This is a genomic window from Providencia hangzhouensis (assembly GCF_029193595.2).
GTDB classification, from domain to species: Bacteria; Pseudomonadota; Gammaproteobacteria; order Enterobacterales; family Enterobacteriaceae; genus Providencia; species Providencia hangzhouensis.
The window spans coordinates 3,265,474-3,289,865 of sequence record NZ_CP135052.1; the positions used below are offsets into that span (position 1 = coordinate 3,265,474).

General features: G+C 40.6%; 23 protein-coding genes. 12 read left to right on the top strand and 11 right to left on the bottom strand.

All coding sequences use genetic code 11. The features are described from left to right. Positions 1 to 40 precede the first annotated feature (40 nt). Both murQ and PZ638_RS14840 read right to left on the bottom strand, forming a co-directional pair. Positions 41 to 961 carry an N-acetylmuramic acid 6-phosphate etherase gene (gene murQ, locus PZ638_RS14835; protein WP_004256554.1) on the bottom strand — a complete coding sequence of 307 codons (921 nt, stop codon included), beginning with the start codon at positions 959 to 961 and terminating at the stop codon, positions 41 to 43. Between the two features lie 167 nt (positions 962 to 1,128). Beyond that, on the bottom strand, positions 1,129 to 1,824 hold the full coding sequence (locus PZ638_RS14840) for a sugar-binding protein (RefSeq protein ID WP_144140383.1): 696 nt from the start codon (positions 1,822 to 1,824) through the stop codon (positions 1,129 to 1,131). Positions 1,825 to 2,191: 367 nt separating this feature from the next. Between PZ638_RS14840 and sanA the strand changes: the two genes are divergently transcribed. Continuing rightward, on the top strand, positions 2,192 to 2,896 hold the full coding sequence (gene sanA, locus PZ638_RS14845; RefSeq protein ID WP_094962438.1) for an outer membrane permeability protein SanA: 705 nt from the start codon (positions 2,192 to 2,194) through the stop codon (positions 2,894 to 2,896). Positions 2,897 to 3,088: 192 nt separating this feature from the next. Here the strand turns inward: sanA and yeiB are convergent, their stop codons facing one another. Next, positions 3,089 to 4,234 (bottom strand): DUF418 domain-containing protein YeiB, encoded by a 1,146-nt coding sequence (gene yeiB, locus PZ638_RS14850; RefSeq protein ID WP_165879245.1) that lies wholly within the window; start codon positions 4,232 to 4,234, stop codon positions 3,089 to 3,091. Between the two features lie 3 nt (positions 4,235 to 4,237). Continuing rightward, on the bottom strand, positions 4,238 to 4,897 hold the full coding sequence (gene folE, locus PZ638_RS14855; RefSeq protein ID WP_004256561.1) for a GTP cyclohydrolase I FolE: 660 nt from the start codon (positions 4,895 to 4,897) through the stop codon (positions 4,238 to 4,240). A 449-nt stretch (positions 4,898 to 5,346) separates the two neighbouring features. On the opposite strand from folE, the gene moeA reads away from it, so the two are divergent. The 3 genes from moeA to PZ638_RS14870 all read left to right on the top strand — a co-directional run bounded on the left by moeA (position 5,347) and on the right by PZ638_RS14870 (position 7,891). Beyond that, entirely contained in the window at positions 5,347 to 6,588 is a 1,242-nt protein-coding gene (gene moeA, locus PZ638_RS14860; protein ID WP_094962436.1) for a molybdopterin molybdotransferase MoeA, read from the top strand. A 29-nt stretch (positions 6,589 to 6,617) separates the two neighbouring features. Further along, positions 6,618 to 7,346 (top strand): molybdopterin-synthase adenylyltransferase MoeB, encoded by a 729-nt coding sequence (moeB, locus tag PZ638_RS14865; RefSeq protein WP_207951426.1) that lies wholly within the window; start codon positions 6,618 to 6,620, stop codon positions 7,344 to 7,346. Positions 7,347 to 7,555: 209 nt separating this feature from the next. After that, complete coding sequence (locus tag PZ638_RS14870; protein WP_004909208.1) at positions 7,556 to 7,891, top strand: zinc ribbon domain-containing protein YjdM; 336 nt, start codon at positions 7,556 to 7,558, stop codon at positions 7,889 to 7,891. Between the two features lie 67 nt (positions 7,892 to 7,958). On the opposite strand, the gene PZ638_RS14875 is transcribed toward PZ638_RS14870, so the two are convergent. From PZ638_RS14875 to PZ638_RS14885, 3 genes are all read right to left on the bottom strand, one after another. Continuing rightward, a complete protein-coding gene (locus tag PZ638_RS14875) occupies positions 7,959 to 9,533 on the bottom strand; it encodes an ABC-F family ATPase (RefSeq protein WP_004256567.1) in 1,575 nt (524 codons plus the stop codon). A 258-nt stretch (positions 9,534 to 9,791) separates the two neighbouring features. After that, entirely contained in the window at positions 9,792 to 10,250 is a 459-nt protein-coding gene (locus PZ638_RS14880; RefSeq protein WP_144140389.1) for a GNAT family N-acetyltransferase, read from the bottom strand. 30 nt (positions 10,251 to 10,280) lie between these two features. Beyond that, a complete protein-coding gene (locus PZ638_RS14885) occupies positions 10,281 to 10,856 on the bottom strand; it encodes an LOG family protein (RefSeq protein WP_094962433.1) in 576 nt (191 codons plus the stop codon). Between the two features lie 323 nt (positions 10,857 to 11,179). Between PZ638_RS14885 and rhtA the strand changes: the two genes are divergently transcribed. Continuing rightward, a complete protein-coding gene (gene rhtA, locus PZ638_RS14890; RefSeq protein WP_004256572.1) occupies positions 11,180 to 12,067 on the top strand; it encodes a threonine/homoserine exporter RhtA in 888 nt (295 codons plus the stop codon). Between the two features lie 338 nt (positions 12,068 to 12,405). Further along, positions 12,406 to 12,909, top strand: a complete 504-nt coding sequence (dps, locus tag PZ638_RS14895; RefSeq protein ID WP_004256573.1) for a DNA starvation/stationary phase protection protein Dps — start codon at positions 12,406 to 12,408, stop codon at positions 12,907 to 12,909. 123 nt (positions 12,910 to 13,032) lie between these two features. Here the strand turns inward: dps and dinG are convergent, their stop codons facing one another. After that, on the bottom strand, positions 13,033 to 15,144 hold the full coding sequence (gene dinG / locus PZ638_RS14900; RefSeq protein ID WP_094962432.1) for an ATP-dependent DNA helicase DinG: 2,112 nt from the start codon (positions 15,142 to 15,144) through the stop codon (positions 13,033 to 13,035). A 257-nt stretch (positions 15,145 to 15,401) separates the two neighbouring features. On the opposite strand from dinG, the gene PZ638_RS14905 reads away from it, so the two are divergent. Beyond that, on the top strand, positions 15,402 to 15,563 hold the full coding sequence (locus PZ638_RS14905) for a hypothetical protein (RefSeq protein ID WP_004256593.1): 162 nt from the start codon (positions 15,402 to 15,404) through the stop codon (positions 15,561 to 15,563). 38 nt (positions 15,564 to 15,601) lie between these two features. Continuing rightward, on the top strand, positions 15,602 to 16,441 hold the full coding sequence (gene sseA / locus PZ638_RS14910) for a 3-mercaptopyruvate sulfurtransferase (protein ID WP_094962431.1): 840 nt from the start codon (positions 15,602 to 15,604) through the stop codon (positions 16,439 to 16,441). Positions 16,442 to 16,521: 80 nt separating this feature from the next. Here the strand turns inward: sseA and PZ638_RS14915 are convergent, their stop codons facing one another. The 3 genes from PZ638_RS14915 to rhlE form a co-directional block, all read right to left on the bottom strand. After that, positions 16,522 to 16,770, bottom strand: a complete 249-nt coding sequence (locus tag PZ638_RS14915; RefSeq protein WP_004256598.1) for a GlsB/YeaQ/YmgE family stress response membrane protein — start codon at positions 16,768 to 16,770, stop codon at positions 16,522 to 16,524. A 159-nt stretch (positions 16,771 to 16,929) separates the two neighbouring features. After that, entirely contained in the window at positions 16,930 to 17,871 is a 942-nt protein-coding gene (gene dusC, locus PZ638_RS14920; RefSeq protein ID WP_094962430.1) for a tRNA dihydrouridine(16) synthase DusC, read from the bottom strand. A gap of 168 nt (positions 17,872 to 18,039) precedes the next feature. Then, on the bottom strand, positions 18,040 to 19,368 hold the full coding sequence (rhlE, locus tag PZ638_RS14925; RefSeq protein ID WP_094962429.1) for an ATP-dependent RNA helicase RhlE: 1,329 nt from the start codon (positions 19,366 to 19,368) through the stop codon (positions 18,040 to 18,042). A 285-nt stretch (positions 19,369 to 19,653) separates the two neighbouring features. Between rhlE and PZ638_RS14930 the strand changes: the two genes are divergently transcribed. The 4 genes from PZ638_RS14930 (at position 19,654) to PZ638_RS14945 (ending at position 24,386) form a co-directional block, all read left to right on the top strand. Continuing rightward, the gene (locus PZ638_RS14930) at positions 19,654 to 20,352 is read left to right on the top strand and encodes a CerR family C-terminal domain-containing protein (protein ID WP_004256610.1); all 699 of its coding nucleotides are present in this window, start codon (positions 19,654 to 19,656) and stop codon (positions 20,350 to 20,352) included. Between the two features lie 153 nt (positions 20,353 to 20,505). Then, entirely contained in the window at positions 20,506 to 21,501 is a 996-nt protein-coding gene (gene hlyD / locus PZ638_RS14935) for a secretion protein HlyD (protein ID WP_094962428.1), read from the top strand. 9 nt (positions 21,502 to 21,510) lie between these two features. After that, on the top strand, positions 21,511 to 23,250 hold the full coding sequence (locus PZ638_RS14940) for an ATP-binding cassette domain-containing protein (protein ID WP_164455861.1): 1,740 nt from the start codon (positions 21,511 to 21,513) through the stop codon (positions 23,248 to 23,250). Further along, a complete protein-coding gene (locus tag PZ638_RS14945) occupies positions 23,247 to 24,386 on the top strand; it encodes an ABC transporter permease (RefSeq protein WP_094962426.1) in 1,140 nt (379 codons plus the stop codon). The genes PZ638_RS14940 and PZ638_RS14945 overlap by 4 nt, the downstream gene beginning before the upstream one ends. Positions 24,387 to 24,392: the final 6 nt, after the last annotated feature.

Below are 24,392 nucleotides of genomic sequence, written 5' to 3' on the forward strand. Positions count from 1 at the left end.
TGACTGAGCCAATAAACCCGCTCTTCAACATGCTATCCCATTACTTAACGGTAATTGCTAACATGCTATCCAAGGTGGTATTTGGATGTTGTTGAACGATATCCGTCGCTTGCTGTGCATTAATTTGTAGCTCATGCATTAAAATTGCGCGTCGTGGATGATAATCCACTTGCGCTAATAACCCTGCCGCGGTGTGTTCATCAATACCGCAGACTTCACTCACAATCCGTTCTGCGCGGCGCAGTAATTTGATATTACTGGCAACAACATCAACCATTAAATTAGTATGAATACGGCCTAGTCTCCCCATCACACAAGTACTTAGCATGCCTAAAATCATTTTTTGCGCAGTACCACTTTTCATACGAGTCGAACCCGATAACACTTCAGGGCCAACATCGGGGGCAATTGCCAATTTTGCTACGTCACTTAATAACCCTCTTCCTCGCGTGGTGATAGCCACCGTTAACGCACCGATTTCATTAGCGTATTCAATACCCGCTAAGGTAAATGGTGTACGTCCACTCGCGGCAATGCCCACCACGACATCTTTGGCACAAAGTTGGCGTTTTTTTAGCTCAGCAATCGCTGATTCTGCTGAATCCTCAATATTTTCAACCGCTTTTAGCATTGCATCTTGGCCACCCGCAATAATCGATTGCACCATTTCAGGTGAAGTACCAAATGTGGGTGGACATTCTGCACTATCTAATACGGCTAACCTACCGCTAGTACCCGCGCCAATGTAAAACAAACGTCCACCTTGCTTTAAGCACTCAGCAACAGCGTCAACCACTTGAGCAATCGCAGGTAGAACAGCCTGAATGGCACCTGCAACCGTGCTATCAGCTTGGTTAATGACGTTCACCATCGATAGCGTATCCAAACGTGAAAACTGCTGCGTTTCCTGATTGAATTCATTGTGTAGACAGTTACTCAGAGTATTTTCGGCTAGAGACATTCAAATGCCCTCATGAAATTTAATTTCATTAAAAAATACATTAAATGAATTTTAATTTCAATTCAAATCACAGCAATTTCGTACCACTTAATTGCGGGTTATGATCTTTCTCACAATAATAGGTTTGTATTGAAAAATACCGGTGACAAAAGCCACCGGCGATAATGCTATTTTACGAACTTACAGGTTCCGAAGGCTGATGGGATGTGAAAATCAGGTTTAACGGAATCAGGTTTGATCCAGCTAATCCATTTACGCACTTGCTTAGGTTCACCCGCGCTGAACTCTCCACGCAAAATGGCACACATTAGTGTCTGTTTGTCTGCGTCTTGCCATAAATCGAGTTTAGTGAATTCATCTAAATCAATTTTTCCCGTTAATACATAACCATTTGGCGTCATTTCACCCACGGTTTGTAATGTTTCCCAGTTCCAACTTGGGTCAACTTCACGGTAATAATTAGCTTTTGCATCGAAAGTACGCCCTTTCGGGTCCATTTCAGCCGTGTAATAAGGTTTTAATTCAGGGCTAGTCGCGAAAAAGAGTTCGACTCGGTCAGAATCTAACACCGCTTGGTCTTTATCTGGGTTATCACCTAACTGAATATCTTTATCATCTGCAATAAAACGGAAATATAGTGCGTCATCACTCCATAAAGCGCGAAAATCTGTTTTGGGAGCCACTTCCTTTTCCCATGGGTAAGTAAAATCGGTTAATACTTCTGCTTTTTCCCAGACTTCAGTACTTTTAGTCGCATCATTGAGTGATTTTAACTGATCGGTATGATTGATTTGGTACTCTTTTGCCGCCACACTTGCTGTAACAAGCACAGCGCTCGCGGCTAGTAATGTCGTTAATTTCATACTTTCCTCACCTATCGGATTAGAGAACTGTTATTCACAAAAAACCGCCAAAGAAACAATATTTCACAGAACACATAAAATATAGAATTAAAATTTCATAATATATAGCTTCATTCTATAAAAACTATCATGATGTGAAGCCGCTCACTCTTTAATGAGAATGTGATTTATCTTTTTCATCCAATGTCTGATTAATTTTAATTCAATTATTAGGCTTAATATTAGTCAACTTCGATTGGTATTCAGACATTGACATGACTTTACGTTACGCGACTTGCGTCACTAATTTAAGTCAAGTAGCCTAAAGACACAGGCCTATTGGGGCTGACAATTTCGGATTATGACTTTTTATTATCAAGGCTAGGACATGAGGAAACGTCTGTTTTTTGGTCTTATTATTATTGCAGGGATCGCATTTACGACCATAATGTTGCTTGATCGCTGGATAAGCTGGGATACCGCCCCCTATATCTATGAAGATGTAGAAAAATTGCCTGCACGCGATGTTGGGATGGTACTTGGCACATCCAAATATTATGCCTCTGGTGTTAATAACCTCTATTATACCTATCGCATTAAAGGCGCAGCAGAGGCATACCACAGTGGAAAAGTTAAATATTTGCTCCTCAGTGGTGATAATGGCGCTCATAATTACAATGAGCCAATCAACATGCGTAAAGATTTAATTAAAGAAGGGGTTCCAGCCTCTAAAATCGTGCTCGATTTCGCAGGTTTTAGGACATTAGACTCCGTAGTACGCACTAAAAAAGTGTTTGATACCGATAATTTTACGATTATTACCCAGCGTTTTCATTGTGAACGCGCGGTCTTTATCGCCAAACATAAAGGTATTGATGCACAATGTTTAGCAGTTCCGACACCTTCTGGGATGTATAGAGTGAGAGTGCGTGAAGTGTTTGCACGGCTAGGCGCTCTGGCGGATTTATATATCTTAAAACGGGAACCTAAATTTTTAGGTGAACAAGAATCCATCCCAGCCCCCATTAAGATGCCAGCAGGAATTAAAGGCTATCCGGCGGTTTCACCGGATGAAGTCAATAAATTGAAGTAGATATATATAGGTAGATGAATACTCATCTACCTATGAGGTTGTTGACAAAGCGGGATAAAAGCGTGGTTTTTCCCGCTTTGTGTTATCAGCCGAAAATCAATAAATTGATTTTCCTAGTTTATTTTCAATAACCTATTCGACTTGCCGCCAAACATAATATGTTTGTCAGCAGTCTGATAGGTAGATGAATACTCATCTACCTATCAGCTTTCTCGTTAATTTGCGCCAACACCATTCAAGTGGGCCTTGCCTGAAAAACATCAACCAATAATAAGAAAACAATAAATTTGCTCCCCAAATAATGGGAACCAAGACAAGTAATTCAACCCGCGTAAATTGACCAAAATAGCCGAATTGATAAAACAACACGGTACAAATTAGTGTTTGCAAAATATAATTACTCAGCGCCATCCGCCCCACATATTGCAAGCCAAGAGCGACTTTGCTGTTTGCCACTGTCGTCCAAAAGCCATATACCAGAGCTATGTATCCTAAAGATTGAAATGGAATAACTAGCTCATTAATAATATAACCAATGATTGATGTTGAAAAATAACTCCAATTGAATTGGCTTTGCATGTATAGCGAAACTATTTGGACCAATATAGATGGCAAGATAAATATGTAGGCTATTTTGCGGTAGTGTTGAGTGCTAAATTGCCCTCGTAACCAACCATTTTTCATTAGCAGTGCACCAATAACCATCAATGCCGCTAATTGCCAGCCATATTGGATAACCAACATTTCAACCATTTTGAGCATCTCTGACGCTCGATAAAGCACGCCATCCATTCCCCCTGAGGTATGTATCGCATATTCAAATGCCAGTTGCTCATCAGAGGTTTGCCAAAAACCGGAGGGGTCTACACTACTACCCAACACGAGCAAGATAACTAACCCAATCAAATAGATTGATAGTGCTATTTTCAATAAAAAACCATCTTCATATTGATTAAGCAGATAGGTTACCAACAAGCCCGTCAATGCATAAGCCAAAAGAATATCACCATCCCAAAAACCAACCCCATGAATCACCCCAAACAGGGCTAAAACCAATAGACGGCACCGGTTCCAACGAAGAGAACGGGGTTGTAATAAAGCAAGGGTTGCCCCAAATAGGATTGAAAAAATAGCGAGAACTTTGCCTTGAAAAAGGACATTGAAAATCCCCCAGAGGTAAGCCTCTGAGTCGGGTGTTTTATTGGTGTAATAAGGGTTTAAATACGCCGCTTGTGGTAAAGCAAAAGCAAAGATATTCATTAAAAGAATACCTAAAATCGCCATACCACGAACAGCGTCAAGTTGGCCAATGCGACTTGACGGCGTCGTTACTGTCATAAATTATAAGTGACGCACTGCACGTAAAAATTCTTGCCGTGTATTTTGGCTTGATTTAAATAACCCGCCTAATGACGTTGTTGTTGTTGCACTTGTCGCGTCACGAATACCACGTGCTTTCACGCAATAATGCACTGCATCGATACAAACAGCTACATTTGTTGTTCCCAATAATGTTTGCAAAGCAACCAAAATTTGCTGTGTTAAGCGCTCTTGCACTTGTGGACGCTGTGAGAAAAATTGCACAATTCGATTAATTTTCGATAAACCAATGACTTTATCTTTTGGAATATAGGCAACCGTGGCCTTTCCATCAATCGTAACAAAATGGTGTTCACAGGTACTTGTTAACGTAATATCACGCACAGTGACCATTTCATCCACTTTCATTTTATTTTCAATTAAAGTGATTTTTGGAAAGTTTGCGTAATCAAGCCCTGAAAAAATTTCATCAACATACATTTTTGCGATGCGACGAGGGGTATCAGCTAAACTGTCATCGGTTAAATCCAAATTCAGTAGCGTCATGATCTCTGTCATGTGCCCTTCAATCAGTTTCTTACGTTCGTCGCCTGATTTTGGCTGGATACGTAAAGGCGTTTCTAGGCCTCTAGCCTCCAGCGCGGCATGAACTAATTCGGCCTCTTTACTCAGAGATGACATGTGATCCTCCACAAATGGTATAACTATTTTTATAAAATGCAGGTGTGCGGTACTCTAAAACAGCAGGTAGAGATAATCCAGTACAACATCGTTAATCGCTGTGAAATATTTGCATTTAGCCCTGTAATTTATTCACAAGATGAATACATACATTAAAAGGTTTTACACCTTATATAAGGTGATTAGTAGCACATTTTTTATCAATGTTTTAACCTTGAATGGCGATAAATGAATAAACTTGAAATGATTAACGCAATAAATAATCTAAAAATTGGTCATTTCATGTGTAATTTTGTCTGCGTTAATGCCTCCCTATTCGTTAAATCTAACCAAAAGCTATCTGTAATCAATTTCTATTCATTCACGCACTAATGGATTTCTGCCATAATATGCATCACGAACACATTTTAAAGCCTCAAGGCAGATAACAATAATGAGGGTCATTATTTATGGATCAGTGTCATACTAACGATTTGATTTCTCTAGATGTTGCATTGGAAAAATTACTATCTCAAACGAAAACCGTCACAGATACAGAAATCATTCCACTGACCTCCTCTGCACAACGTATCATTGCGACAGACCTGATTTCCCCTATCAATGTTCCACCATTTGATAATTCTGCTATGGATGGTTATGGCTTACGTTTCGCCGATTGGGATGGTAAAACGCCAATGCCTGTAGCAGGTAAATCTTTTGCGGGTAACCCGATGGAAGGTGAACTAAAAGCAGGTTGCTGCGTACGTATTATGACAGGCGCACCAATTCCACAAGGAGTGGATACCGTTGTGATGCAAGAATCTACACAACAAACGGACCAAGGTATTGTATTCACCCAACCAATTAAACAAGGTAGTAATATCCGCAAAGCAGGGGAAGATATTACCCAAGGCAGTGCCGTATTCCCTGCGGGCACCTTACTAACGACCGCTCAGCTACCTTTAATTGCTTCACTGGGTATTGCTGATGTCACCGTATATCGCCGCCTTAAAGTTGCCGTTTTTTCAACGGGAGATGAGCTACAAGCCGTCGGCCTTCCTTTAGCAGATGGGCAAATTTATGATACTAACCGTTTTACCGTTCGTCTGATGCTGGAAAAACTTAATTGTGAAGTGCTTGATTTAGGGGTAATACCGGACTCGCCCGAAAAACTCAAGCAAACCTTTATCGAAGCTAACCAACACGCTGATTTAGTGATCAGTAGTGGCGGTGTTTCCGTAGGTGAAGCCGACTATACCAAACAAATTTTGGATGAATTAGGCACCATTGGTTTTTGGAAGTTAGCCATTAAACCAGGAAAACCCTTTGCTTTTGGTAAGCTGAGCGACGCTTGGTTTTGTGGGCTACCGGGGAACCCTGTTTCCGCCGCACTCACCTTCTATCAATTGGTTCAACCGCTGATTGCCCGCCTTTCAGGGCACAGCCAATGGCGTGCTCCGCTACGCTTCAAGGTTCCAGTGACCACCATGTTGAAGAAAAGCCCGGGCCGTTTAGATTTTCAACGAGGAATTCTAAGCACCAATGAGCAAGGGCAGTTGCAAGTCGCCACGACGGGTCACCAAGGCTCACATGTGTTTAGTTCATTTAGTTTAGCCAACTGTTTTATTGTCCTTGAAAGAGAACGTGGGCGCGTTGAAGCAGGTGAAATGGTTGAAGTCGAAATGTTTAACTATTTATTAAAAAGTGAATAATAACAGTGCAAGAGCTTAGCGATCCGGAAATGTTGCGGTACAACCGCCAAATTATCCTCCGTGGGTTTGATTTCGATGGGCAGGAAAAACTTAAAGCTGGCAAAGTACTGGTTATTGGCCTTGGCGGTTTAGGCTGTGCCGCAACTCAATACCTTGCTGCTGCTGGTGTCGGTCATCTGACATTGGTGGATTTCGATACCGTGTCATTGTCTAACTTGCAACGGCAAATTTTGCACCGTGACGTCACCATTGGTACACCGAAAGTTGATTCAGCTAAAGCGCAACTTGCTGCCATTAACCCATATATTCAAATTGACACCGTCAATGCACAACTTGATGATGCACAACTTGATGAATTAATTATGCATCATGATGTGATCTTAGACTGCACAGATAACGTTGCCATTCGTGAACAGCTCAACCGCTTGTGTTTACCACGAAAAAAACCACTGGTTTCAGGTGCTGCTATTCGCATGGAAGGGCAATTATCTGTTTTCACTTATGAAGAAAACACCCCTTGCTATCACTGTTTAAGCCGTTTATTTGGTGAAAATAACTTAACTTGTGTGGAAGCAGGGGTTATGTCCCCTTTAGTCGGTACCATTGGTACGCTAGAAGCGATGGAAACCATTAAATTATTAGCTAATTATGGGAAAGTTAATTCAGGAAAAGTATTGCTATTTGATGCAATGACCATGGATTTTCGCCAATTTAAACTTAGCAAAGACCCGCATTGTGAAGTCTGTGCTAAAAGCTAACTGCTAAATTTTCGGGCAAGTTGGCTTTTCTCATCATTCAGGCGAGGCTTTTCTCGCCTTTTTCCTATTTTTATTACATCAAAATTAAGAATAATCCGAAAAAATAATTTAATTGCCCTTTCACCTTATACTATCTCTCTTTTGTGGTGCTTGATGGTTTAAATATCACCACTGTTTATTCTTTTGATAAAGTTACTGAGAGTATGAATATGCAATTCCCTCCTTGCCCGAAATGCCAGTCTGAATACACCTATACTGATAACGATATGTATATCTGCCCTGAGTGCGCGCATGAATGGAATGATGCCGAACCTGTAGCTGATATTGATGAATTGATTGTAAAAGATGCCAATGGCAACCTGTTAGCTGATGGTGATACCATCACGGTTATTAAAGATCTCAAAGTCAAAGGCAGCTCTTCTATGCTAAAAATTGGTACCCGCGTTAAAGGTATCCGTTTGGTCGAAGGCGACCACAATATCGATTGTAAAATTGATGGTTTCGGTCAAATGAAATTGAAATCTGAGTTTGTGAAGAAAAACTAAGTTTACTTCACCCATTAAAAAGCCCTCAAAATTTGAGGGCTTTTTGTTTCTAATCTAAAAACTCTATTTAGATAACCACACCTTGGCTTGTCAGGTATTCGTCATAAGTACCTTTGAAATCAATTACTTTATCTTCTTTGATTTCTAAAATACGGCTCGCTAACGAGCTAACAAACTCACGGTCATGAGAAACGAAAATTAACGTACCTTTGTATAATTCGAGGGCTAAGTTTAATGACTCGATAGATTCCATATCCAAGTGATTGGTTGGCTCATCCATAATCAAAATATTTGGCTGTTGCATCATTAACTTACCAAATAACATACGCCCTTGTTCACCACCGGATAACACTTTAACTTTCTTTTTAATGTCATCTTGAGAAAACAGTAAACGGCCTAAAATACTGCGCACCGCTTGCTCGTCATCCCCTTCACTTTTCCACTGACTCATCCAGTCAAACACAGTTAAATCCGTTTCAAAATCTTCTGCGTGGTCTTGGGCATAATACCCAATGCTGCTGTTTTCTGACCATTTAACCATTCCACTCGTTGCAGGCTGTTCGCCCACCAGCGTTTTTAAGAATGTGGTTTTACCGATACCATTAGCACCAATAACTGCCATTTTTTCGCCAACTTCCAGTAATAAATTGACGTTTTTGAATAATGGCCCTTGGTCATAACCGTTCGTTACAGCTTCTAATTCAAGCGCATTTCGGAACAATTTTTTCTCTTGTTCAAAACGAATAAATGGATTTTGTCGGCTAGAAGCTTTCACTTCATCCAATTGAATTTTATCAATTTGACGTGCGCGTGAAGTCGCTTGTTTCGATTTAGATGCGTTAGCGCTAAAGCGGCTAACAAAAGATTGCAGTTCTGCAATTTGTGCTTTTTTCTTCGCGTTATCTGCCAGTAAACGCTCACGTGCTTGAGTTGCCGCGATCATATATTCATCATAGTTACCAGTGAATAAACGCAATTCACCGTAATCTAGATCAGCCATATGGGTACATACGGTATTTAAAAAGTGCCTATCATGGGAAATAATGATCATAGTACAGTTACGATCGTTCAGCACTTGCTCTAACCAACGAATCGTATCGATATCCAAGTTATTCGTCGGCTCATCGAGTAATAAGATATCAGGGTCAGAAAATAGGGCTTGAGCCAACAGTACCCGCAGCTTCCAGCCTGGCGCGACTTCACTCATCGGCCCATAGTGTTGTTCAACAGGAATACCCACACCCAGTAATAATTCACCTGCGCGCGCTTCCGCACTATAACCGTCCATTTCACCATAAGCGACTTCTAGGTCAGCCACACGGTAGCCGTCTTCTTCGCTCATTTCAGGTAAAGCATAGATTCTATCGCGCTCTTGTTTGACGTCCCACAGCTCGCTATGGCCCATGATCACGGTATCAAGTACGGTAAATTCTTCAAATGCGAACTGATCTTGGCGAAGTTTACCAATACGCTCATTTGGATCAGTCGTGCTCACATTTCCAGCTGTAGGGGTTAAATCTCCCCCTAAAATCTTCATAAACGTGGATTTACCCGCGCCATTTGCGCCGATCAAACCATAACGGTTGCCTGTGCCAAATTTAACTGAAATGTTTTCAAACAGTGGCTTACTGCCAAACTGCATAGTGATATTGTTCGTTGTTAACACTGCTATGCCTTAAATTAAACGGTGTAAAATAGCCTGCGATGATTAGGGGTCTATGACTACAGCGTGCAAAACAACCCAAAATAGTGATTTGAGCAGCAAAATACACTCCATGTATGGTCATTAGAGTATGGCAGGTATAAATAGCGGCGCATTATGCCATATTACACCGCTTAGATCTTGTGCTGTTTTCAGCAAATTGATTAACACGAAAGGAAAGGCTGACTAAATGCCAAACTAAAGAGTGATCCCCATAGTACGGCTGATTTCAGTTAGCCCTTCTCGCTCATAAAATTTAATCGCTTTATGGTTTTGCGCTAACACTGACAACTCCAAGTGGCTTAGTTGTCGACTTTTCGCCCAGGCTTTCATCGCATTTAGTAATTTTTGCCCTGCTTTTTCACCACGGAAATTAGGAGCAACAACTAGGTCAAAGATATAACCAAAATTTCGAGGAACAACACAGTTATAAGGGTCAGCAGCTTGTTGTTGTGCAATACAAAACCCTTTAATCTCACTGTTAAATTCAGCAACTAATAAACAAAATTTATCGTCAATAATCGCATTTTCAATAAATTCCCTAGTCTGCTCCGCTGGTTGTAAACGTTCAGGGTCGAATAATGCCATTTCCGAAAACAAAATTTGGTAAAGCGATAAAATGGATTCTACATCACTTTTAATAGCTTCCCTTATCATGCATTCCTCTCTGTGATTTTAATATTAACGCTAGTCGTAGGTTTTAATTGGTGGGGCGACATAAGATTCAAAACTTTCTAATAACTCAGCGGGAGAATCATTCACAATCGCCATATGACGGTATTTTTCATGGAGGAAACCTTCATCTGCCATCTTATTTGTCATATCAATCAATGGTTGCCAATAATTATTAATATTAAATAAAGCGCATGGCTTAGCATGTAAACCAATTTGGCTCCAAGTAAATACTTCTGCGTACTCTTCAAGTGTGCCATAACCGCCAGGCAAAGCGACAAAGGCATCCGCAAGCTCAATCATTTTACTTTTACGCTGATGCATCGTTTCAACTTTATACAACTCAGTTAAATTCTTATGAGAAATTTCACGTTCTTCTAGCAATAATGGGATCACCCCAATCGCTTTTCCCCCTAATGACAATACGGTATCAGCAACTGTCCCCATAATTCCCACGCTCGCTCCACCATAGACTAACGTGATATCACGTTTAACCATTTCTTTAGCAAACTCAATGGCTTTTTGCTGATAGACCTCATTTTTTCCCATACTGGAACCACAATACACTGCAATACTTTTAATTTTTCCCATTTGTTCCTCATTTTCCATTTTTATTGTGACTTTTTAGTTAAAGCACTGAATTATACGAGCCTAATACAGAAGCTCAAGCTTCACTCTTCGCCATAATAAAATGAGACTTACTCATGTTTATAGCACTGCTATTCACCTAAACCAACATGTTGACAACCAATAGAGCACATTTACCCCCTTATTCTCTATAGCTAAACCATAAACAAATATAAAGCCGTGCTGTTTTATGAGATAATCTTTAAGAAATTATTTTTCATCACTGAATACTTATTTTCTAAATATTTATTATCAATTAAGTTACGTTTTCCGAGGTTTACTTATTTATGTCTGCCGACACTAAAAAGAGCGCATTTCCGCTATTACCTATAGGGTTATTACTGCTTGCAATGACCTCTATTCAAAGCGGAGCTTCTTTAGCTAAAACTTTATTTCCTGTTATCGGCGCTCCCGGTGTTACTGGTTTACGTTTATTGCTTGCTACTATTATTTTGTTCGTTATTTTTAAGCCTTGGCGTTTAAAATTCAGAAAAAATTCGCTAGTTCCATTGCTTGCTTATGGGTTATCCCTAGGTACGATGAATTATTTGTTTTACCTATCTCTTGAACGAATTCCATTAGGGATAGCTGTTGCTTTAGAATTTACTGGTCCTTTAGCCGTTGCGATGTTTTCTTCTCGCCGTCCGATTGATTTTTTATGGATAGCCCTTGTTATTGTTGGGTTATTATTCTTACTTCCAATCGGCGATAATATTGATTCCATTGATACACTCGGTGCTCTCTATGCTCTCGGAGCCGGTGTCTGCTGGGGGTTATATATTATATTCGGGCAACGTGCAGGAGCGGGTTACGGTGCAGCAACCGTTGCAATAGGTTCATTTATTTCTGCCATGATCTTCTTCCCTATCGGCTTAATGCAAACAGGTGTCGAGGTGATGTTCGACCCCTCAATTTTACCTATTGCACTAGCAGTCGCGATTTTATCAACCGCATTTCCTTATACATTAGAAATGATCGCGCTAACGCGTTTACCAGCCCGAACTTTTGGTACATTGATGAGCCTTGAACCTTGTATGGGCGCATTTTTAGGAATTGTTTTCCTAAATGAGCACTTAACGATGACTCAATGGTTGGCATTATTATGTATTGTCTGTGCTTCTATTGGCTCCACCTCAACAGCAGTACCAAAGTCAAAAATCGAAAAAGTGTCCTAGCCACTAAAAGCTCGAAGCAAACAAAGACAATCAAGGTTAATAAATTCGATATATAGATATTTATTAACCTTTTTTCGTGTAAAGTTTTATTCATCAATTTGAAATAATCTATTTTTATTTCTAGTTTATGCTTTAAATAAAAAATTATTATCTCTATCGCACTTATTGTCAAAAACGATTAGTACCGAAGATCCACAATTAATTAACGGTTAATAAAGTATATCGAATAGACCTATTAAATTAATCGTTTATTACATTATGACAAATTAGTTTGGTTATTTTATATTTATTGACAGATGAGGTTACTAAACAAATTCATATTTAAGAGAGGATGAATCATGAGCACAGCTAAATTATTTAAAGCATCTTCAAATGAACTTTTATATACACGTAATGATATGGAAGACAGCGTAAAATTGGAAACCATTGGAATTCTTAATGTTATGGTGGTCCATTTTACCGATCTCTCTCTAATGACTAAACAAGCCCACTGGAATATGCGTGGCCGTAATTTTATTGCTATCCATGAAATGCTAGATGGCTTTAGAACCACGTTAGTTGAACATTTAGATGAATTCGCAGAGCGCGCGGTTCAATTGGGAGGTGTTGCTATTGGTACAACGCAAGAAGTTAACCGCTTCACCTCGTTAGAAGCTTACCCAATTAATATCCATAGCGTACAAGACCACTTAAAAGCGTTAGCCGACCGCTATGCTATTGTCGCGAATGATATCCGTAAAGCCATTGATGAAGTGGAAGACGAAGACACTGCGGATATGTTTACCGCAGCTTCCCGCGATATGGATAAATTCCTCTGGTTCTTAGAAGCAAATATTGAGTAATGTCGTAAATAGAGTCAATTAAAATTGACCAATGGCCACTGTAGAGTGGCCATTTTATTTGCGAGTCATTAACTATAATCAAACTGTTATTCAAATACCTAAAAATAAAATAAGTTAACTTAGTTATTTACTGTTTTTAGGTATTTCAGGTTGTTCTATAGGAAATACAGGTAATGCATTTAATAGCCTTTTACCATAATTTTTAGTTAGCAAACGTTTATCATAAATAATAATTTCACCATAGCACTCATGACTACGAATCAACCTACCTGCTTGCTGTATCAAGTTAAATGAGGCGCTAGGTAAACTTTGTACTTCAAATGGGTATCGCTTCAATGATTTCAACCAATCCCCTTCGGTGATAATCACAGGGTTTGTTACTGGTGGAAATGCAATTTTATGGATATGGACCTGAGTTAAATATTCCCCTTTTAGGTCTAACCCCTCAGCAAACGATTGTAAGCCAATTAAGGCACTAGATTGCCCTTGGTTAATTCTTTCGCAATGTGTTTCGACTAACCGGTAACGTGGTTGATCTCCTTGAACTAAAAGCTGCAAACGCAAATCCTTTACGTGCTCAAGAAAACCTTCCATCGCTCTTTGGCTACTAAATAAAACCAGTACTCCACGGTGAGTATTTTTAGTGAATTGTTCACGGAAAAATACTGCCATTTCCGCTAAGTGTTCAGCTTCAGTGTTTATCGTTGGCTCATATTCCATTTTAGGAATAATAATTTTTCCTTGCTCAACATGGTTAAAAGGAGAAGACAATGTCACGAAGCGGTCATCACTTTTTTCGGATAACCCAGTAAGTTCCATAAAACGTGAATAACTGTTCAATGACCTCAGTGTTGCCGAGGTAATCACAATATGAGGAACATTTCGCCATAACAAATGTTGTAATTGTTCGCTGACTCGGATCCCTGCACAATGCATAAAGAAGCGAGATTGGTTTTTCTCATAACGCCGACTTAACCATTTTGATACAGGGGCACCTGAACTTTGTTCTAATGCCGCCAACCGCCAAAGCTTCGACATATTTTCAAAGTACCCCATAGCCCTACTAGTCACAATAATGGAGCGATGTAAGCGGACAATATCTTGCTTCGCGGTTTGTTCCGTCAAATCATTTAAGATAGCTTCCGCCAGCCCCTGTAATGCATCAGTTTGCTTAAACAAGGCCTGACAGCTCAGTTGCATAGCTTCAGGCAATACACCAAGCGGAAATAAATATTCAGTTTCTTTTGATGTTTCTGGTAATAATGCATTCGCTAATAATGAGAAATCACGAAATGTTTCACGTAATTTTTCTGCATGTTGCTGTAACCGTTCGGGGTTAGCTAACTTTGGTGGCTTCGCCGGACGAAATTGCCCCATGTACTGCCCAACATGCTGAATAAAGCTATCAAGCTGTGCCGTTAGTTGAACTAACGTAATTTCGCCTTCAACTTCAAGGGCATCCCTTGCTACATCCGGAACATGATGGCCTTCATCAAGCACTAATAATAAATTTTTCGGGTCAGGTAATACCGATTCACTTTCCATTGCAGCCATAACTAACGCATGATTAGCAACCACCACATCGGCATCTTCGATTTCTCGCCTAGCAATAAAAAATGGGCAACGCTGATAAAATTGACAATTACGACCTAAACAATTCATTTTATCTGTGCTGACTTTGCGCCATAAGCTATCACTAAATGCACGTTTGTGGTGATCCCTTAGCCCATCCCATGCAAAACTCTGAAAGTCATGCCGCAGTTGCTGACAAATAGCCCGCTCTTCACTATTCGCAATTTCTGTTTTATCTTCCACCAATAACATTAAATCAATTTGTTCGCCTTCCGCGGCACAAATAGCTTCTAAATTACGAGGGCAAACATAACGAGCACGCCCAAACGCCCCTGTATATTTTAAATCAGGAATAATTTTGCTTAATAAGGGTAAATCTTTACTATAAATTTGATCTTGTAATGCCACATTCGCTGTACTAACCACTAAGGTTTTACCTTCTTCCCTACCAACCGCTATCCCCGGTATTAAATAAGATAGCGTTTTACCCACCCCAGTAGGTGCTTCTATGACCAAATGGCGGCCGTCATCATCTGCTAAATTTTTTGCAACTTGCGCGATCATCTGCCGCTGCGGGGCTCGGGAAACAAACCCGTCAATTTGTACGGACAACCCTTTATACCACTGAGTTATTTGTTCTTTAGTTTTATTCGACAGGGACATAAATTATGCAGGTGACCAAAGTTAAAATGAAAGATAACGAAACTGACAACAATACGGAATATGTAAAAAACGCTTTTGCCAACCGCTTCGCAAAACTACTGTATTAATACCCATTATACATAAAAATTGGGAAGCTTTTTGCAAAACGCCCATTCTGCAACAGAAAAAATAGCTTTTAACTTGTTTGCAACACTCATCCGGTTATACTTTGAGTTCTTATATCATTTGGATTTTTATCACTAGGCAGGCTATAGAAAATGAAAAAGGTTGTTATCGCACTTTGCGCATTATGCGCTTTTGGTTCTGTAGGCGGTATTGTTTTAGCGGGTATGAACATTTATACACGTTCAACCACACCACTTGAGCAAGGGCAACCGCAATCCCCTTCAGCACTGCCAGCACCCAATCAAATTCAGTAATTTTAAAATAATTTATCAGCCCAGGATGGAGATAGCTTATGTACAACGATTATTTCGTAACCCCACAATGGTTAAATTCACATCTATTTGATGATAACATCATTGTACTCGATGCTTCTTCTCCGCCACCGACCGCACCTTATGATTGCCGCCAACAATATTTAGAAGAACATATTCCTAACGCTCAGTTCTTTCATCAAGATGAAATTGCAGACAAAAGCTGTGATTTACCCCATATGCTGCCAAGTGCCGATGTTTTTAGCCAAGCAGTTAGTGCCATGGGCATAGGTAATGACACCCAAGTTATTATTTATTCGCAGAATAACTTATTTTCGTCCCCAAGAGCATGGTGGACTTTCACCACTATGGGCTGCAAAAACGTTAAAATTTTAGCCGGTGGCATCGATGCTTGGAAAGCAGCAGGGTTTGATGTTCAGTCCGGGGAAGTTACTCCGCCAGCTGCGAAACAATTCCATGCCATACGTAAAGACAGTAACGCACTGAATCAAGAGCACATGCTTGATATTGTAAATCAAGGAAAAATTCAAATTATTGATGCTCGTGCAGAACCACGCTTTCTTGCCAAAGCGCCAGAACCACGTCCGGGTCTACGTATGGGGCATATTCCTGGGAGCAAAAACGTCCCATGGGATCTTCTCGTTGAAAAGGGTGAATTCAAATCACCGGAGCAACTTAAAGCTATTTTTACTAAACAAGGTGTGGATATCCATGCACCTTCAGTGATGACCTGTGGTTCAGGAATGACCGCAGCTGTGGTATTAATGGCATTAACATTATTAGGTAACCAAAACGTGCGTTTGTATGATGGTTCATGGGCCCAATGGGGGCAAGATAACGGCCTGCCAATCGAGTCGTAATCCTCTTCTTCCATAAAAATATAAGCCACTTGATATTTAAGTGGCTTATAGAATGAAGATTTACCAAGTAGAGGAAATGGTTATTTGGCAAATATCCCGGCTAAGAACAGTACGACAATCGCCCCGATAACCGCGACAACAAAACTCCCAAAGTTGAAACCATCAACTTTTCCTTTACCAAAGAAAGTACTGATGTAACCACCCACAACGGCACCAACAATCCCCAGCACGGTGGTCATAATGAACCCCATGTGATAAGTACCTGGCATCAGCCACTTAGCTAAAACACCTGCAATTAGACCAAAAATAATCCAAGCAATTACACCCATCTTACGCCTCCCAGACTAGGTAATTTCACTATAATGTCAAAATGTTCTCATATAATAGTAGAGCTTTAAATAAATTAAATCGCTCTCCTACCAATTAAGTAAAGACCCTATAAGTTAATTTCGCAACTATAAAATTTTGCCAATCAACATTATTCATAACTAATTGCTCACAATTTCAGTTATCACTTGCGCAATCTGTTGGGCATTTTTTAACGACCTAACCTGAGAAAAAAGTTCATCTGCTTGATGATATTCTTTACGTAAATAGCCTAGCCATTGCTTAATCCGAGCTGCATGGTAATGGCCGGTATCCCCTTGTTTTTCAAGTTCTGTATACTTTAATAACAACCTGCCAACTTGCTCCCAAGGCATTTTAGATTCATTAAATTTGACCACTCGACTTAGGTTTGGGGTGTTTAGTGCTCCACGACCAATCATCACGGCATCACAACCTGTGATTTCAAGGCAGCGCTGTGCACTTGCATAGTCCCAAATTTCACCATTAGCAATCACTGGGATCGATAATTTACGGCGGATCTCTCCAATGGCAGACCAATTAATACTCTCTGCTTTATAACCGTCTTCTTTGGTTCTACCATGGACAGTAAGTTCTGTTGCCCCCGCCTGTTGAACCGCATCTGCAATTTCATAAGCAAATTCGGAACTATCCCACCCCAAACGAACCTTAACCGAAATAGGTAATTCTTTTGGAACTGCTTCACGCATTGATTTCGCAGCTTGATAAATCAAATCAGGTTGCTTCAATAACGTCGCACCACCACCGTGGCCATTAACTGTTTTTGATGGACACCCGCAATTTAAATCAACCCCCCAAGATCCTAACTCGACCGCTCGGTTTGCGTTCTCTGCCAACCACTGAGGGTGTTGCCCTAATAACTGCACGCGAACTGATGTCCCTGAAGGGGTACGACTGCCATGTTTTAGTTCAGGGCATAAACGGTAAAAAGTTTTTGCCGGTAAAAGAGTATCAACCACGCGAACAAACTCTGTTATGCACAAGTCATAGTTATTAACTTCGCTTAATAGACAACGTACTAAAGGGTCTAAAACTCCTTCCATAGGAGCTAATAAAACGCGCATAAATGGCTCACAAAAAACGTAATAACACCTGCTTATCATACCGTTTATTCAATAGATGAGCAGGAAAATTCTAAGATGGGGGTGACCAGTGACAGGCTTGAAATAGTTTCACAGGTAGCTCTAGTTAATGCCATTAACATTAAAAAGAGCTACAAGCTTTATGGAAGATTAACTGTCACTTCGCCCTTGTTTGACTTTTTTCTGGGCGTTTTTCCATGGGGAACTTGCCCCCTTCCCTGAACTAGGCTTTGACGATGGCGAATTACTGCGACGTGGTGGTTTACCTTGGTTTCTATCACCTGAACGACGTTCATTGCGTTGTGGTGTTTTTTGAATAGGCTCCGCCTTTATGGAGGGGTCGGGCTCATAGCCTTCAATCGCCATCAATGGAATCGATTTTTTCAATAATTTTTCAATATCCTTGAGTAACTTAGCCTCATCGATACATACTAAGGAAACTGCCATCCCAGTTGCTTCTGCACGGCCTGTACGACCGATACGGTGAACATAGTCTTCTGCAACATTAGGAAGCTCAAAATTCACCACATAAGGAAGCTGTTCAATATCAAGGCCACGAGCTGCGATATCCGTTGCCACTAACACACGAATATCCCCAGATTTAAAATCAGCTAATGCACGAGTACGAGCCCCTTGGCTCTTGTTACCATGGATAGCAGCAGCTTTGACACCATCTTTATTTAAATGCTCAGCGAGACGGTTTGCACCATGTTTTGTACGTGTAAAAACAAGAACTTGTTGCCAGTTTTCACGGCCAATCATAAACGAAAGTAATTCCGCTTTTCGTTTTTTATCAACCAGATGAACATATTGAGTCACTTGCTCAGAAGCTGAGTTTCGCGGAGCAACCTCAATAGTTACAGGGTTATTGAGTAATTTATTCGCCAATTGTTTGATTTCGTCAGAAAACGTCGCTGAGAACAATAAGTTTTGACGTTTTTTAGGTAATTTATTAATCACCCTACGAATATCATGAATGAACCCCATATCTAACATACGGTCAGCTTCATCCAGAACAAAAACTTCGACTTGGGAAAGATCTACTGCATTTTGGTGTTCTAAATCTAATAAGCGCCCCGGAGTTGCAATTAAGATATCAACCCCGCCACGTAACTTCATCATTTGTGGGTTAATACTTACCCCACCAAAGACGACAAAAGAACGAATACGCAGGTGACGGCTATATTCTTTTACATTTTCAGCAACTTGCGCTGCAAGCTCCCTTGTTGGCGTCAAAATTAACGCACGAATAGGCTTGCGATCCTTTCCTGATCGAGGAGTTGTAATAAGCTTCTGTAAAATTGGCAATGTAAAACCCGCTGTTTTACCTGTACCAGTTTGGGCGCTAGCTAAAAGGTCGTTTCCTGCAAGCACGGCTGGGATAGCTTGTTGTTGAATAGGCGTAGGGCTTTCATAACCTAATTCATTAATGGCAAGCAAAATTTCCTCGTTTAACGCGAGGTCTGAAAAAGTAGTCAAATTAAATTACTCCGGGCTTCACCGCTTCAAATTGAATGTGGCAGTTATGGGGGAAGTGAGTCAGAAGAAAAAGCGCAAACTGCCGTGCGACACTGTGTAAAATTCTAACATTATTTACAGATGATAAATATATTAATTTAGTTTGGTTAATAAATTAATATAAAATCCGACCCACATAGTATATATACTTACATTGTACTATGAGATGTCGTTTTTTACTTTTTATAAAAATGAAAAGCCATTAAGAGCTAATTAGGTGTTATTTAATTCTGAATTTTTAAAGGAATGGTTATGAATACAGGTTCATCGTCAACGTTGCGAGGAGAAAATGCGAAAATGCAATTGCTTCTCACTGCTGCTGATGTATATGGAGAACAAGGGCTTGATGGCGCTACTACACGCAAGATCGCACAGGCATCAGGGCAAAATATTGCCGCAATTTCTTATTATTTTGGCTCAAAAGAAGGTCTTTACTTAGCGGTAGCTCAGCTTATCGCAAAAACTATTCGGGACGATTTCCATGATGTTTTTCAAGCAATTGACAACTTTCTAAATCAACCTTTGTCAGTACAAGTAACTGATGATGCACTTGATTTACTACAAAAAACAGTCATTGCCTATAATCATTTTCAGTTGGAAAAGAAAAATTTAAGTTTTTCTCGGATATTAGCACGTGAACAACTCAACCCGACCGAAGCCTATACGGTAATCCATGAACAGGCTTTAGGCCCAATACATTCGCGCCTAAACCGCTTGATTGCGATTTACATTGGTGCTGACCCCAATCATTTAACAACGCTAATCCACACACACGCAATCCTTGGCGAAACACTTTCATTTCGAATTGCTCGAGAAACTTTGTTACGCCAAACGGGTTGGAAACATATCAATGAAAATGAATTTAAAATTATTAATCAAGTTCTTATTGAACATACAAATATATTATTAGCAGGCTTACGCCATCGCAAACAATATGAAAAGTGATATGATAAAATAATTAAAGTGATTCATTCACATTGATAATAACTAGAGGCTGGTGATTTTATTGCAGCTGGTGCCACATTTCTCCATTAAAAACAGCGGCCTCTAACAACAAAGTTTGTTTTCATATCGTTGATTCTTTAAGTAAGGTTAGCTATGAGCAATAAAAACCGTTCTGTTGTTGTTTTCATTATTCTCATATTAATCGGTGCTGCAATTGGTGGTTATTACTACTATCAATCACAGCAAGACAAAATATTAACACTCTACGGCAATGTTGATGTCCGAACGGTAAATCTTGGTTTTCGAGTGTCAGGTAAGCTCAAATCCCTAAGCGTTGATGAAGGTGCAAAAATTATTGCAGGCGAGCAACTTGGCCTACTGGATGATGCCCCCTACATTAACGCGTTAAATAAAGCCAAAGGGGTGCGTGACAGCGCCAAAGCCCAACTTGCTTTAAAAGAAAGTGGTTACCGTACTCAAGAGGTTGCACAAGTTGAAGCTGAAGTGGCTCAAAAACAAGCGGCTTGGCAATATGCCGATAACTTCTATAAACGTCAGCAAGGGCTTGCTGCCTCCCGCGTTATTTCAGCTAATGATTTAGATAACGCGAAGAACAATCGAAACCAAGCATTTGCCGCCCTTCAAGCGGCACAAGATAAACTAAATCAATACCAAAGCGGTTTTCGCCAAGAAGAGATAGCTGCCGCTCGAGGCGAATGGTTACAAGCCGAAGCGGCTGTCGCTCAAGCTGAACTCGACTTACAAGACACCGTTTTAACTGCACCTTCCTCTGGGACTATTTTAACCCGAGCAATCGAACCTGGCACAATCATCGGTGCAGGTAATACCGTATTTAGCGTCACTTTAACAAGTCCTGTTTGGGTCAGAGCCTATGTTAGCGAACCGCACCTCGGTGATGCCATCCCCGGTAGAGAAGTCTTGCTGTATACGGATAGCCGCCCAAATCAGCCTTACCATGGTACCATCGGGTTTGTTTCCCCTACCGCCGAGTTTACCCCTAAAAGCGTACAAACACCGGATTTACGAACCGATTTAGTCTATCGACTACGTATCGTCGTCAATGATGCAGATGATGCTTTACGCCAAGGTATGCCTGTGACTATTCAATTTGCTGATAATAAACAGTAAGAGTTTGCTATGAGTGATGATTACAGTATCCACCTATCCAATGTCGAGAAAACATTTGTTGGCTTGGATACTCCAGCCGTTGAAAGCTTAACAATCGATATTCATGGGGGCTCTGTAACAGGCCTTGTCGGCCCTGATGGTGCAGGAAAAACAACTTTAATGCGCATGATTGCAGGGTTATTAAAGCCAGATGCAGGGAAAATTAGCGTGATGGGGCTCGACCCTATCGACGACAGCATTGCTATGCGAGCTGGCCTTGGCTATATGCCCCAAAAATTTGGTTTATATGAAGACCTGACCGTACAAGAAAATTTAAATTTGTACGCAGATTTGCGTGGCGTACTCGGCGAAGAGCGCCAAAAAACCTATCAGCAACTGCTTTCTTTCACCAGCCTAGCCCCTTTTACCAATAGGCTAGCCGGTAAATTATCGGGGGGGATGAAGCAAAAACTCGGGTTAGCCTGTACATTATTAGGAAAACCCAAGGTCCTTTTACTCGACGAACCCGGTGTTGGTGTTGACCCCATAGCTCGACGCGAACTATGGCAAATGGTTCATACTCTTGCCGATGATGGAATGCTCATTCTTTGGAGTACTTCCTATTTAGATGAAGCTCAGCAATGTAAAAATGTGCTGCTATTAAATAAAGGCAAACAGCTTTATGCAGGCAAGCCCGAGTTATTAACTGAAAAAATGGTGGGACGCTCGTTTTTACTTGATGTACCAGCCACACAAAAACGCACTGTATTACAAAACGCACTCGTATTACCAGAAACCACCGATGGTGTAATCCAAGGCCGCTATATTCGCTTAATTTTGAAGCCTAATGCATCACAGACAAATTTATTAACCGCATTAAATATGGCAGATGGAAAACTCATTGAAGCACAGCCACGTTTTGAAGATGCGTTTATTGACTTATTAGGAGGGGGCCCATCTCATCGTTCGGAATTAGCCGCTATCGTACCGCAAATTCCGCCTAATCCTGAAGAAACCGTCATAGAAGCGCGTAACTTAACCAAAAAATTTGGTCAATTTGCGGCAACTGATACCGTAAATTTCCAAGTTAAACGTGGAGAAATTTTTGGTTTATTGGGGCCAAATGGCGCAGGGAAATCGACGACTTTTAAAATGATGTGTGCGTTAATGAAGCCAACAGATGGGCAAGCACTCGTTCTTGGAATGGATTTAAAAACGAGTTCAAACAAAGTCAGGCAGCACCTTGGCTATATGGCACAAAAGTTCTCGCTGTACGGTAACCTAAAAGTGGGGCAAAACCTGAAATTCTTTTCGGGTGTTTATGGTTTACATCATCAACAACAAACCCAAAAAATCCAAGAAATGGTTGAGGCCTTTAATTTCAAACCGATTATCAATCAGGTGACTGAATCCCTCCCTCTGGGGTACAAGCAGCGTTTAGCCCTCGCCTGCTCATTAATGCATGAGCCTGATATCTTATTTTTAGATGAGCCAACCTCAGGTGTTGACCCACTAACTCGTAGAGAATTTTGGTTACATATCAATGGAATGGTTGATAAAGGCGTTACCGTTATGGTCACGACTCACTTTATGGATGAGGCAGAGTATTGTGACCGTATCGGGCTGGTTTACCATGGAAAAATTATTGCGGCAGGAACCCCTGATGAACTGAAACAGCAAGTCGCAAGTGCTGAAAACCCTGACCCATCCATGGAAGATGCATTCATCGAGCTAATCATGAATTATGATAAGCAACAGGAGGCACTATGACTCACACCGCTTCTCATTTTTCATGGCGTAGGCTTAAAGCACTATGCTGGAAAGAAAGTAAACAAATTGTGCGGGATCCTAGCAGCGCTCTTATAGCTGTGCTTATTCCATTGATGTTACTATTTATTTTTGGTTATGGTATCAATTTAGACTCAAGTAAATTACGTGTCGGTATTTTACTTGAGCAACAAAGTTCGCAAGCTCGTGAATTGGTTGATACCTTCACAGGTTCACCATTTATCGATGCGACTATTAGTAGTAACCGCCATTTATTAATCGATAAAATGCAAGCGGGTGAAATTCGCGGCATTATCGTCATTCCTGTAAATTTTTCAGCCCAATTGCTGCAAAAACAAGGTCATGCAGCAATTCAAGTCATTACTGATGGCAGCGAACCGAATACGGCTAACTTTGTGCAAGCTTATACCCAAGGTGTGTGGCAAACGTGGCTGGTGCAGCAAGGGGAAAATAAAGGCTACCCAACAGACCCACTAATTGAGCTCAATATGCGCTATTGGTTTAATGAAGCGGCAATTAGTCAGCATTTTATTATTCCAGGGGCAATTAGCATCATTATTACCGTAGTTGGTGCTATTTTGACCTCTTTAGTTATTGCAAGAGAATGGGAACGTGGCACGATGGAAGCATTGCTTTCAACCCAAATCACTAAAACTGAGTTATTGCTTTCAAAATTATTGCCTTACCAAGTGCTTGGTACTTTTGTGATGGTGTTATGCATGTTTGTCACCACATTTGTCTTAGGAGTACCTTATCGCGGCTCTCTATTGGTATTATTTGTCATTACCAGCCTTTATTTGGCAACGGCATTAGGGATGGGGTTATTGATTTCAACAATTACTCGTAACCAATTTAATGCAGCGATGGTTGCTCTGAATGCCGCTTTCTTACCTGCTATCATGTTATCTGGGTTTATTTTTGAAATTGATAGTATGCCAGCCATTATTCAAGCTGTGACTTATTTTATCCCTGCTCGGTACTTTGTCAGCAGCTTACAAACTCTCTTTCTTGCGGGTGATATCTATATTGTTTTATTGATAGATTTCCTGCTACTCATCGCTTCTGCAATACTTTTTATTGGACTGACGGCGCTAAAAACTCGCCGTCGTTTGGATTGAGGTGAA